General features: G+C 56.1%; 8 protein-coding genes and 1 pseudogene. 6 read left to right on the top strand and 3 right to left on the bottom strand.

What is annotated here, in order from left to right; all coding sequences use genetic code 11:
• Positions 1-442 (top strand): annotated as a pseudogene (locus IEW19_RS22600) (amino acid transporter); the annotation flags it as partial.
• Positions 443-618: 176 nt separating this feature from the next.
• On the opposite strand, the gene IEW19_RS22595 reads toward IEW19_RS22600, so the two are convergent.
• Both IEW19_RS22595 and IEW19_RS22590 read right to left on the bottom strand, forming a co-directional pair.
• Entirely contained in the window at positions 619-1,752 is a 1,134-nt protein-coding gene (locus tag IEW19_RS22595; RefSeq protein ID WP_188573793.1) for a reverse transcriptase family protein, read from the bottom strand.
• 215 nt (positions 1,753-1,967) lie between these two features.
• Entirely contained in the window at positions 1,968-3,260 is a 1,293-nt protein-coding gene (locus IEW19_RS22590; protein WP_188573792.1) for a phosphoribosyltransferase-like protein, read from the bottom strand.
• Positions 3,261-3,701: 441 nt separating this feature from the next.
• Between IEW19_RS22590 and IEW19_RS22585 the strand changes: the two genes are divergently transcribed.
• The 3 genes from IEW19_RS22585 (at position 3,702) to IEW19_RS22575 (ending at position 9,237) form a co-directional block, all read left to right on the top strand.
• Positions 3,702-6,821 (top strand): DEAD/DEAH box helicase, encoded by a 3,120-nt coding sequence (locus IEW19_RS22585; RefSeq protein WP_268236336.1) that lies wholly within the window; start codon positions 3,702-3,704, stop codon positions 6,819-6,821.
• Positions 6,822-7,402: 581 nt separating this feature from the next.
• Complete coding sequence (locus IEW19_RS22580; RefSeq protein WP_229748710.1) at positions 7,403-8,140, top strand: hypothetical protein; 738 nt, start codon at positions 7,403-7,405, stop codon at positions 8,138-8,140.
• Entirely contained in the window at positions 8,137-9,237 is a 1,101-nt protein-coding gene (locus IEW19_RS22575; RefSeq protein ID WP_268236335.1) for a helix-turn-helix domain-containing protein, read from the top strand. Before IEW19_RS22580 ends, IEW19_RS22575 begins: the two co-directional genes overlap by 4 nt.
• A 699-nt stretch (positions 9,238-9,936) precedes the next feature.
• Here IEW19_RS22575 and IEW19_RS22570 read toward each other — a convergent pair.
• A complete protein-coding gene (locus tag IEW19_RS22570; protein ID WP_188573788.1) occupies positions 9,937-10,248 on the bottom strand; it encodes a hypothetical protein in 312 nt (103 codons plus the stop codon).
• A 185-nt stretch (positions 10,249-10,433) separates the two neighbouring features.
• On the opposite strand from IEW19_RS22570, the gene IEW19_RS22565 reads away from it, so the two are divergent.
• Both IEW19_RS22565 and IEW19_RS22560 read left to right on the top strand, forming a co-directional pair.
• The gene (locus tag IEW19_RS22565) at positions 10,434-10,754 is read left to right on the top strand and encodes a nucleotide pyrophosphohydrolase (RefSeq protein WP_188573787.1); all 321 of its coding nucleotides are present in this window, start codon (positions 10,434-10,436) and stop codon (positions 10,752-10,754) included.
• Positions 10,723-12,459, top strand: coding sequence for a DUF2075 domain-containing protein (locus tag IEW19_RS22560; RefSeq protein ID WP_308420033.1), 1,737 nt, complete (start codon positions 10,723-10,725; stop codon positions 12,457-12,459). The genes IEW19_RS22565 and IEW19_RS22560 overlap by 32 nt, the downstream gene beginning before the upstream one ends.
• Positions 12,460-12,881: the final 422 nt, after the last annotated feature.

Here is a 12,881-nt window from a genome sequence, read left to right as displayed (position 1 = left end):
TGCCTCCGTTTCGAAGGGCCGGGTTCCGGTTGTTGCCGTCCTGGCCAGCGTCGCGTTTGGCGTTGTCACGGTGGTCCTGGAGCTGATGTTCCCCGAAATGGTCCTTCCGGTCCTGCTCAACATTGTTGGTTCGACGTGCCTGCTGGTGTGGACATCAGCGCTCTTGGCCCAGCTCGCGCTGCGCCTCCATGCTAACCGCGAGGGAACGGCGCTTCCGCTGCGGATGCCGGGCTTCCCGTGGCTGACTTCCCTTGGCCTGCTGATCCTCGCGGCGATCTTCACGGTGGGCCTTATGGGCAAGGATTCCCGTCCCCAGCTGCTGAGCACGTTTGGACTTGTGGTACCGCTGACGGTGGCGAACTGGCTGAATCACCGGAAAAACAAGGTACATGTCCGGTTCGAGGCCGCGGCCGACGCTAAACCTCCGGTTCTCATCGACTGAGGCGATTGCCGTGATCATTTCCTGATTCAGGGCTCACGAAGGGCGCGTCGGTGGGGCGAGCCCTTCCGGTGCTGCGAACAACTGGGCGATACTCGCACGGATATTCATGCGTAGCAGGAACTTCAGGAGGTCTATTGATTATTTGGTCGATGAGCAGCGACACGGGGAGCGATATGTCAAGGCAGAGAACTACCGAAGACTCCAATAGCATCAATAAATGGTACGCCCATGCTCTCAAGTCGCTCACTCATACGCTGACTCCAGATCGGATCAATGCCTTTTGCGAATGCGACGTGACCCCATAAGAAAGCTATGTAGTCCATTGGGCTAGAATAGCCCCTATAAATCGCTTGATTTGATAAGCCGCCTTTTTTAATTCCAAAAAGCTCGGATTCAAAGCTTCTTTTGTAGGGGCGAGTCAGTCCGACTCCGCTGGATGTAACAGAAAGTCCAAGGATTCTGAAGCTATTCTTGTTTCGAAGGACCTGCGTTTTACTCTTATTCAAGCTAAGGTTATAAGTGGAGCTAAGTTCGGTAATGTTTCTAATAAGTGAACCAACTTCCTTCTGGGTCATAGTCCGAGGGCTAGATATAGTTATGTCATCTGCATAGCGTGTAAGGGTGAATCCGGATAATTCAAACTCACCAAGACTTTTATCTAAACTCCTGAGAGCGAAGTTTGAGAGTGCGCCACTCGTTGGGGCACCTTGGGCAAGGAATCTTCGAGAAACATTCTTGTAAGGCCGATTGCCATTCACTTCATTATTCAGCTGTATCGTCGCGCCGTACGTGCACAGCATTGCCATTTCAAACGCTAAAAGTTCCGGATAACCCGCTGACTCAAAAACACGATATACGGCCTTGCTACCAACGGAGCTGAAAAAATCAGAGTAATCTAACTTAATGACCGTGCGGGCGCCTACATGCCGTTCCGCAGCATCGCGAATCCCTCGCCCGCGGGTGTAGGCGTAGGAGATGGGGCTGCTGGGACCTGGCGGCAGGCAACGTCCCAGTATGAAGCGTTGTACTTTCAAAAGTGCAGGGCTAGGGATGCGGATGGTACGGTACCCGGTTCCTGGCTTCTTTTTTGCAAGGCGTTGCTCAGTGTAGTGGGACTTTGTTTCCAATAGCATCCTGCGCAAGACTCCGTGCGGGACTGCGGAGAGAAAAGCCAAATGACCTAAGGTGTACAACGGGGTTACGCCGGCGTTGCCGCAGTCGAAGTTGACTCTGTGTATCTGGCGCAGCAGGGCAGGACTCCCACCAGCGGCGAACAAGCCTTCGGTGAATGCGTGGGATGAAACGCTCACCTACCATCGATCCCTTCATGCCGGAACGATTATTATCGTGTCTTGTTGATTGTGTTGTAATTGTGCATGCTGCTGGCTAGTAGGGCCGGCATGTAGTGACTCTGCACAAGTACAAGCTCCGCTCACACACGATACCCCTTCCTTCGGAAGGATTATCTGCAGCCACTCAACGTAGCTGAGTAAAATGGGGGTCAATGACGCCCCTTTGAACTAGGTTATTTCACCCCACGCACAGATTTAGGGTAGTAGACAGTTTTTGGTTCGTCAAATTCCTTGCTCATGAACCGAATGCCTTGCCTGAACTCGGAATAATTTTCTCTCCTGCCGAAGTTTCGAAGTCCGTTATTCCCTTCAGCGGTAAGCGTGAAGGCCTCGGTGGCCCATCCTACCGTCACGATTTTCGTCAACACTTTTTTGCTTTCCGGATACGAGAGGCCCAGCTCGCCGCGTATCTGCGATGGAGTATAGTCAAGCGCCATTAGCAAAATCATGGCCCAAAGCTTTGACTTCCCATTGCCACAAATTTTGGCCGCTGTTACAAGTCGCTTTGCTCGCAGCCGTTCATTGAACTGCTGTACATTTCGGACGGGCAAGGGACTAGGATCGGGAGTCATGGCTTTCACGTCCGAAGGAATTAGTCGGTTCGGAAATAGAGCGTAGTAAGTGTTGGATTTTTTGCCGCCTCGAATCAAGAGGTCCGGCATGTTATTTGGTGCGGAAGAACCAAGTGGAAGAAAGAGGGCGCCGGCATCTCCGAAACCTAAGCCACGTTTCCCCTTTTTGTCGGGGTTTGCTGTCTTAGGATACTTTTGTACCAGGCGCATAACTTCGTTCAAGGCTTCGCCTTCAGGGAAGGCAGTTGCGACTGTGGGCACTTCGGCCACGATGACACGGTTCACCTTCAGCCATTCCGGACCCGAGTCAAGCTTCGCAATAACTTCGGGCGTCGCCCCCCAGCAAATGAGATGCACTTGAACTCTTTTGGCATGCATTTTGAGGAGACTATCGACTGCTGCACTCTTCCAAAAGGATTCCATGAAGTCGGTGACTTGTTTTCCGGACATTGAGTTGTCAACAATGAAGATGAACCCCAGTTGATTTTCAGTAGTCCGAACGAGTTGAAAGTCAGTGGCGTTACCTGTGACGTCAGCCTGGGGTCGGAATTTTCGCCTAATGTCGCGGGCTACGAGGGCTAGGTAGTTCTCGGATCCGCTATCCCGATTGAGGATTTCGTGTGCTCTAAATTCGTCGAACATGGCCGGAATACGAGGATCGTGCTGGTCGAGGTTGAGATGATCCCTGATGTCTTCCATGGATACAACAGGAGCGACGTAAAACAAATTCTCGGACGATTCTACTATTTCCTGCGTGGCCGCTTCGACGTCGGATTTTATTTGATCAGTAGTAGTTATCTGTATAGCGTCCACTAGTAATGTGGCTGTTATTTGTTCTTCTGCCGGGAACTGTTTCAGCCAGGCCAAAGCACTTTCCGTGTGGCTTAGTTTCATTTCATTCCTAGGAATTTCCGGCCGACGTTAGCTCAGGTAGGCCTTTAGAACGTGACCATGCCGAGTCCAAGAACTTGTCTAGATAGCGGGTGGTTTACAGCAATTGAAGGGGACTTTTTGACAGGTCACTCGGTATCGTGCAAGCTCAGTTGCCACACAGAGCGGTTCCTTGTTCTTACCGCGACCAAGCACACAGTTGAGTTTAACGTAAGGGGCCCGCGTCCATACGGAACCGTAACAGACGGTCGCCCCGTAGACACGGCTGATTGAAACTGTGGACGTGCACGAGTAGCGGCAAGGGATCGGCGTGTTTCACCTTCTCCTCAGTATTGGGGGCCCATAGATGACCCCCGCATGGATCAATCAGTTCCGCGACATACTGCACGTTTCGAATATCCTGGCGCAGTGACTGATTTTATTGGGGGATTGGCAGCGGGGCGGCTGCCCGAGGGCCTGTACGAGCTGCTCAACACGGATTTGCTCGGTGACCATCTGAAGCAAGAGCAAGGACTCCAGCCAGTCTTCGCGGACGTAGGGGACGAAGACTCACCGGACGTACTCACCCGCCACGTCGCGGACGCCGTCCGGCGAGCCCTCGCGTCAGCCAAACCCACCGATCGAGTCGCCCTCGCGAACAGGCTTCTCCAGGAACTGGACACCCGAAACCGCATCGCACCGGGTCCAACTCAGCTCCAGTCTCTCCATCGCCCGGATAAGCTCAAACGTCGCAGCCTGCGCCGCCCTAAGACCAAGCTGAGCGATTCCGCTTTGCTGACTAACAGCAAGGACGATCCCAACCTCGCCGCCGAGCTTCGGGCCGAGATGGAGTCCGCTGACACGGTGGACCTTCTCTGCGCCTTCGTGCGGTGGACCGGGCTGAGGCTCTTGGAGCCCGCCCTTGCACAACTGAAAGAACGCGGCGCCAAGCTCCGGTTCATTACCACTACATATATGGGTGCCACCGAACGCAGAGCTATTGACGAGCTCGTCAACCGGTACGGGGCCGAGGTAAAGATTAGCTACGAAACTCAGGCAACTCGGTTGCATGCCAAGGCCTGGCTGTTCCGCCGTAGCACCGGATTCGACACCGCCTACGTAGGCAGCTCCAACCTGAGCCAGGCTGCCCTCCTGGACGGGCTGGAATGGAACGTCCGGCTCAGTTCCGTCGCAACACCCGCTCTCCTGCAGAAGTTTGAGGTTACCTTCGACAGCTACTGGGAGCAGCGGGCTTTCCAGAGCTATGACCCGGAGCGCGACGGCGAAAAGCTGGACGCTGCACTGGAGCGCAACGGTGGACGTCGCATGGCGGCTCCGGATGCCGCCACCGGCCTTGAGGTCCAGCCGTTCTTGCATCAGGAGGAAATGCTGGAGGACTTGGAAGCCGAGCGGCTCAAGGGCTTCAACCACAACCTCCTGGTCGCGGCCACTGGTACCGGAAAAACTGTGATTGCAGCGCTGGACTACAAACGTCTCTCCGAGGCTGCCGGCAGAAGTCTGAAGCTGCTGTTTGTCGCCCACCGGCAGGAGATCCTGAAGCAGGCAATGCGCACCTACCGCGACGTCATGCAGGACGGCGCTTTCGGTGAACTCTACGTGGGGGAGCACAAGCCGCAAGAGTGGAAGCACATCTTCGCGTCCGTCCAGTCGCTTTCATCTCTCGGTATTGAGCAGCTGGAACGTGGCTTCTTCGACGTCGTGGTCATCGATGAGTTCCACCACGCCATGGCGCCCACGTACCGCCGCCTGCTGGATCATCTGAAACCGCAGGAGCTCCTCGGACTGACGGCGACTCCGGAACGCGGCGATGGAGTCGACGTCGCCGAACAGTTTTTCGACGGCCGTACAGCCAGTGAACTCCGGCTCTGGGACGCGCTCGACGCTGATCTGCTGGTGCCGTTCCACTACTTCGGCGTCTCGGATGACATCGACCTGAGCCAGTTGGAATGGAAGCGCGGCAACTACAACACCACGCAGCTGAGCGCCCTCTATACGGGCAATGACGCCCGCGCCGCCAAGGTGATCCGTGAACTCCGGGACAAGGTCACCAGCACCGATCAGATGCGGGCCATCGGCTTCTGCGTCTCCGTCCAGCATGCCCGATACATGGCCGAGGTGTTCAATCGGGCCGGCATTGCGTCCGTCGCCGTCGATGGCACCACGGACAATACTGACCGGGAGGAAGCCCTCCGGCGCCTGGGGCAGCGGGAGATCAACTGCATCTTCGCCGTCGACCTTTTCAACGAAGGTCTCGATCTGCCGCAGGTGGACACCATCCTGCTGCTCCGGCCCACGCAGAGCGCCACGGTCTTCCTGCAACAGCTGGGACGTGGGCTGCGACGCTCAGAGGGCAAAGCGGTGCTGACGGTCCTGGACTTCATTGGCCAGCAGCGCCGTGAATTCCGCTTTGATCTGCGCTACCGGGCGCTAACCGGTTACGGCCGCAAGGAGCTGGAGAAGGCTGTCGAGGATGAGTTCCCGTTCCTGCCGTCCGGCTCGCAGATCGTGCTGGACCGGGTGGCGCAGAAGGTAGTGCTGGACAACATCAAGGCACAGCTGCGGTTCAACCGGGCACAGTTGGTCCGGGACATTGCCTCGTACGCCGAGACGGAGCTCGAGGCCTATCTGGAGCAGTCGGGGAACGACGTGAAGACGGTCTACCGCTCCACCAGGGACTCGTGGACCGGTTACCTCCGGCAGGCAGGGCTGATCGAGGGGGTTTCACCACTGGAGACCGTGTTGCGGGGGAAGCTCGAGGAGCTGTCGGACGCGGAGGAGAAGAAGCTGCTGAGCCGCATGGCCACGCTGATTCACGTGGACGATGCGGAACGTGCTGCCGCTTATTCCATGCTGGTCGCTCCCGACGCCCCCCGTTATGCGGAGCTTGGCATACGTGAGAAGGCTTTCGCACGCATGCTTTTCTACACGCTGTGGGATAACGGCGGAGGATTCAAGACGTATGACGACGGCCTGGACCACCTGCGGAGCTACCAGTTTGTGTGCCACGAGATCCGCCAGGTAGTGAAGCTGGGAGTGGCGGCCTCGAAGCATGCAGCGAAGAGCCTTGGCGCAGGGTTGCAGCACATTCCGCTGCTGTCCCACGCTACCTATCGGCGCGAGGAGGTGTTGGCGGCGTTGCAGTACGGCTCGCTGGAACAGGGCAAGAACGTGCAGCACCGCGAGGGCGTTGCATGGTGTCCTGCAACTTCCACGGATGCGTTCTTTGTTACCCTTAGCAAGGATGACAAGAAGCATTCGGCGACCACGATGTACAAGGACTACGCCATCAGTCCGGAACTGTTCCACTGGGAGTCGCAGAACGCTACCTCGTCTGGCAGCCCGACGGGACGGCGCTATCTCGACCGGGCCTCCCACGGCTCAAAGATTCTGATCTTCACCAGGAACACGGCGGACGATGAGACCGGACTGACAGTTCCGTACATGTGCCTGGGCCAGGTGGACTACGTGCAGCACGTGGGTGAGAAACCCATCGCGATCACCTGGAAGCTGCATCGTTCCATGCCGGCCGATGTGTTCGCAGCAGCGGCAGCCGTAGCTCACTGAGGTGCTCCGACCCTTTCGCTTACTAATGGTGAGGGCGAGAGGTTGAGCCTCCTCACCGCTACAGTGAACATCCGGAACATGCGTCATTCCGGGGGCTTCATAGTCAAAATGAATTCAGATGATGCAGATGTTCCGCCGGAATCTGCCACTTCTTCGGGTCGTGGATTGTTTGCGGGATGTTTCGAGGGGCCGCGGAGTTGGCTTGGGACGGTTGGTGCCAGCCCCGCTCCTCAACCCGAGCGCCATCTCTCCATAAAGGTTTGGCTCTAGAAGTCTACGCCTCCCTCCTGATGCTTGTGCTCGTACCGCGGCTTCGGCCGCCCTATGGGGGCCTGCACGACTTGCGAGTGTGCCCTGGCTGGCCCAGCCATGAAGGGTTCTCTGCTGGATGAAACATGGCGATCATGGCGGGCCGACGCAGCTCCCCTGAGACCTTGCTATCCACACCTCGGGTGCTCCGTCTTGAACGGAAGGCCCATCCACTAATCCTCCGTGCCGGTGGTCTTCGGGACACGCCACGCTTCTGGATTACAGCCAACGACCAACCTCGTGACAAGGATGGCGACTGGACAAAGCGGCGAATGTCTGATTTCGTTACCTCATACGAGGTCCAAAAATCGGACATTCTTACGGAGCGGAGCAATATGGAACTCTATGCTGAACGTCAGCCGGAAACTGTAGAGGAGAGGCTGCTTCGCACGTTCGACCTAAGTGAGTCGGACATCCGTGATCGGGTTGTCTTGCGCGCCCACCATGCAGCGCAGGAATTTGATGGAGGGCTATATCCCCCAGGCTCCCCAGGGTCGGTGCGCTACTTCGAATTGGTAAGTGCGCTCTCTCAGGTGCTGAGGCCGCGCGGGTGGCGCCGGGATGATAAGCAGAACATCTGTCGACTCGTGAACGACGAGCGTCGGGTTGTACTGATTGTCACAAGCGGCGACGAGGCTACTGGGCTTTCCTACCTTACCTTCAAAAAATACCCGCGTTCGAAGTACCCGAAGGGTGTAGCGGTGCGTGCGGCAGTCGACAACAACCAGACTGCATTCGATTTCGATGGCTACGGCATCGAAGCGCCCCAAGGACCCGTTGACCCCTACTCGGGATATTCCCTCTGGACTCTGATGGTCTTTGTTAACGAGCATGAAATTCGAACTGAGATTTCCAAGCCCACGGGATTCGACAGCCACGGTCGGATTGCAGGATGGGACGAGCGAATCATTCTCCGCCCGGTGCCGAATGACGGAACGGTCATCGATATCGACTTGATCGCGCCTGAGTCGCCAGATACCGGGATCGACATCCCCGTGAGCCGGTTGTGACCATCAGCCCGTCAAGGTGGAATCCGTCCCGCCTCGCCTTGGCACGAGAGCGTAGAGGCTTGACGCGCTCAAGGCTTGCTCAGCAGCTTGATGTCAATGCCAAGACGATTACTAGGTGGGAAACGGATGAGCGAGGACCTCACGCTGAGACTTTGGACCTCCTGGCCAACGAGCTGAACTTTCCTGTGGACTTTTTTCTGGCGCCTGATGTTGATGAAATTCCTACGGCGACTGTCAGCTTCAGAGCCATGTCCAAGACGTCAGCATCGCTTCGGAATTCTGCCATCTCGGCTGGCCGGATTGCAGTGGAGTTGTCCACTTGGATGAGCGAGCGCTTCACGTTGCCGGCACCGGATTTGCCCACCCTTTCCGGTTACGATCCCGAGACCGCTGCGCGAGTAGTGCGAGAGCGATGGGGTCTTGGAACTGCGCCAATTCCTAATCTGTTGGACGTATTGGAGGCACATGGCGTCCGCATCTTCAGCTTGGCCATGGACGTGGTGGAGATCGATGCCTTCAGCTTTTTCCATCGGAAGACTCCATTTGTCCTCATGAACACATCAAAGTCCGGGGAACGGCAAAGATTCGACGCCGCCCACGAACTTGGACACTTGGTTCTTCACGCCGAGGAAAACTCCCCATCCGGTCGGGAAGCGGAGGCGCAGGCGCACCGCTTTGCGGCGGCCTTCCTGATGCCAAAGGAAGATGTCATGTCGTTCCCTCTCTGGAACGTCGGTTCGCAGACAGTCATCAAATCAAAGAAGCGCTGGCGTGTAGCCGCCATGGCTCTAGCTCACCGCCTTCGAGAACTGGGCATGGTGACGGAGTGGGGCTATCGCGATATGTGCATTCAGCTTTCGCGTGCCGGCTATCGAAGAGGCGAACCTCAAAACGCTATGATTCCTGAAACTTCACAGGTGCTTAGAAAGATACTCTCGGCTCTGAGGGCCGATGGGACTTCTCCTGCGGACATCGCTAAGGAGCTCCATATAGACGTGTCCGAACTCAATGCCCATATGTTCGGACTGGTTCCCTTGGCGGTTGATGGCGAAGGAAATGGAGAAAGATCGAGGGCCGCGTTGCGGCTTGTTCAGTAGCTTACCGTCGGCTGGTCCGTGCGCTTGACCATGAGACGGGAACGGTTGTCCAATGCTTTAGGCCAGCCAAGCTGGAACTCCAACACGATGCGTACCCACGCTTGTGCAGAAAGCCGTTGCATCTTCCACTCTCGACGAGCGAGGCAAAGAGCGAGAAGTCGGACCGGAGTAGTACGAAGGAGAACAGGGCTGGGGATACGCCAGGTTATTAGAGCCCGGGCGCAAGCTCCCTCTCCGCCCACGATTCCTCAGACGCCGTCAGGCGCCAGCTTTCGTAGCAACCCGCGGGACCAGCAGAGGCTCTCCAGCCCTTGCTGACGGGCTACCTGCGTGATCGGCTGACCATATGGACGAGCCAGATTGTCTCCCAACGGATACTCGGAAACAGTTTTCGTCGTGCCACACTCACGCGAGCACCTTTCTGCAGAATCCGAGAGTCAACTGAAGTTGACTCCGGGTGACGGCGGTACATGCCACGTCATCGAGCATCACCAGTATTGCGCACCTGCCGGTGGTCACTGTCTCCGACCGCTACTCCTAAGGGGTTTCCGAAATGCCCTTTTCTATGACCCGCAGGCCGCGGGCTGGACGTGCGGCTCCCGTCGCGTCTCGCGGCGCTGCCCTTATACCCGCCGGCGTCGATCCGGTGATGAGCTGCGTGAACGGTGGCACAAAAGGTCCCGGCATTTGCTACCAGTTCTATTGCCCCTTGGAGGTAGGTTCCGAGTCTTTCGCTTCGACGCTGAACAACTGCGCATAAATAGTCACGGGCTCGACCTGGGGGTCCACCAGGCGGCCATTAATCTCATGTGCAAAGTGCTCGATTATGGAGGTGGGTCCCACAGGCGTGATCTTTTCGTTTTCGGCAACTCGTGGCGCCACGCGTTTCTTGGCCTCTGCCAAGAGCAAAGTATCTATGTGCTTTCGCCCATCCCTAGGGACCACCCACATTACTTCTTCATTTCGTGGATACTCCGACTTTTCAACGTTGGCGGCTTGTTCAGTAGTCATTACGGCAGCATAACTCCTCATCTGGCAACAGGTTGCTGTCAAACGTCCAGGGCACGTTGGTGTCCGCTGGCATCAGCTTCATGGGCGGCCGTTGGATCCAGTGCTGGCCTGCAGTCGCAGAAAGCTCGAGCGGCGACGGGAGGGCCTTGAGATTGGGTGGTACGCCCGCATGTTACGGTGAATTCGTGTCTCAGAATTCCGTAATTCAATTGCTCCGAGAGTTCGTACTGGAGCGCGAGTGGAGTCAGTTCCACAGTAGTTCAAATTTGGCGAAGTCAATCTCAATAGAGTCGGGCGAACTTTTGGAATGCTTCCAGTGGAGTGACGAGGCCGAGCCGAAACGAGTGCAGTCGGAGCTCGCTGATGTCCTGACTTATGCCTACCTTTTGGCTGATCGGTTGGGCGTGGACCCTGACGCGATCGTCGCAGAGAAACTGGAAGAGTCCAGGATCAAGTACCCAGTAGAGAAGGCTCGTGGGCGGAGCTCAAAGTATGACGAGCTTTAGGATTGAACGGCTCGACTTCACTGCTCGCGATATCGAACTAATGAGCCGGAGCGGCGATCGCTTCACCAATTGGCCGGTGGTGTACGCGCTAAATGACTCGAAAGCAGTGTATGTGGGCGAATCGAGAAGCGTCTCGTCCCGCATGCGACAGCATCTAAAGTCGCCTGAGAAAAGTCGGTTGCACAGCGTACACCTTGTTATCGATGACACCTTCCATAAGTCCGCATGCCTTGATCTGGAGTCGTTTCTGATTCGACTCTTTGCCGGCGACGGACGCTACCAGGTTCTAAATGGGAACGGTGGAGTTAGTGACTCGGACTATTACGATCGCGCTAAGTATGCCGCATCATTCAAACAAATATTTGAAGAACTGCGCGCGGAAGGCATGTTCGAACGCTCCATCCCTGAGATTGAAAACAGTGATCTCTTCAAGTTTTCACCTTTCAAGGCTCTGAATCATGACCAAGCGGGCGCTGTCGGCGAAATCATGGATGGGCTCCTCGGCGATGTGGAGCGTGGCGTGCCAAGTACCAGCGTCATCCAAGGGGACCCAGGCACGGGGAAAACAATTATTGCCATCTACCTTATAAAGTTGTTGCGGGACATTCAGTTGTCCCAAGATGGCGAAAACTTTGATAGCGATTCGATCTTCTCCGACTACTTTCTAGAAGGAAATCGCGATCTCTTCATAAACTTCAAAATCGGTCTGGTCGTGCCCCAGCAGTCACTGCGGTCCACCATCAGAAAAGTATTTGTTAAAACTCCGTCTCTTCACGCTGGCATGGTCCTCAGCCCGTTTGATCTTACCGGCACGGAAGACCCCTACGATCTGCTGATAGTCGACGAAGCTCACAGGCTGAGCCAGCGTGCCAACCAGCCATCGGGTCCTCAAAATAAGAAGTTCCGCGAAATTAACGAAGCCCTATTTGGCGCAGACGACCTTTCACTCACCCAGCTGGACTGGATTCGCAAGAGCAGCAGGCATCAGATCCTACTGGTAGACGCCGAGCAGAGCGTAAGGCCTGCGGACCTCCCGGAGGACCTGGTCCGATCCCTACTGCTCAAATCGCAGGGTGAGAAAAGATACTATCGCCTGCATTCGCAAATGCGAGTCAAGGGCGGGACTGACTACATCAAGTACATTCGCGGAATTCTCTCCACTCGTCCTCCTGCCGTCAGTAGGTTTGATGACTACGATTTCAGATTCTTCGACGATGTCAGGGACATGCACGAAGCCATCCGTAGGCGAGAGTCAGAAATGCAACTTGCGCGCCTGGTTTCCGGCTTCGCCTGGCCCTGGAGAACGAAAAGCGATCCCAGCGCTTATGACATCGACATCGACGGGCACCTTCTTCGATGGAACCAGACTCAAACTGACTGGATCAACTCGACCACCTCAGTGGATGAGGTTGGCTCTATCCATACAGTGCAAGGATATGACCTGAATTATGCGGGTGTGATTATCGGACCTGATCTTCGATTTGATTTGAAAACCCAGTCTATCGTCGTCGATCGTGCTAGTTACTTCGACAAGAAAGGTAAGGAAAACAATCCCAAGCTTGGGCTGTTTTACACGGACGCAGATTTGCTTAGATACATCACAAACATATATGCGGTTCTTATGACGAGGGGCATGCATGGCACCTACGTGTATGTTCATGACGAGGCACTTCGAGAATATTTGCGCGATTACATCCCCTCGTAGGGTTTGATGGATGAACGAAGTGAATTTTCTTATGACTACGCGTAGCTGAGGGATTACTCACGTTATCTGCTTTGGATCCGAGGTCTCGGAGCAGTCTGGAATAGGTAGCCACTACTGTCGGCATTTCAAAGGGCGGCCGTTCATGACGGTGCTACAACTTCAGCCGGAACACCCACAGCAGCACGTCCTCGCCCGGCACGTACCAGTCCCGCTCCGGCACGCGGCGAAAGCCCAACGACTCGTAAAGGGCGTGGGCGCGGTCCATGAACGTCGCGCTGGTGAGGCTGATCGCCCCGACCTGACTTGGCTCATTTCGTTAGTGCGTGAGTTTTGGGTTGCGGATGGCATCGAGAATGGCCTGCTGCTCGGCGGCAATATCGGGGGCGAACGTCTGCGTGGTGCCGTTGATGGCGATGGTCGCT

The sequence above is a fragment of the Arthrobacter liuii genome (assembly GCF_014639275.1).
GTDB classification, from domain to species: Bacteria; Actinomycetota; Actinomycetes; order Actinomycetales; family Micrococcaceae; genus Arthrobacter; species Arthrobacter liuii.
This window is presented reverse-complemented; position numbering and strand designations above follow the sequence as displayed.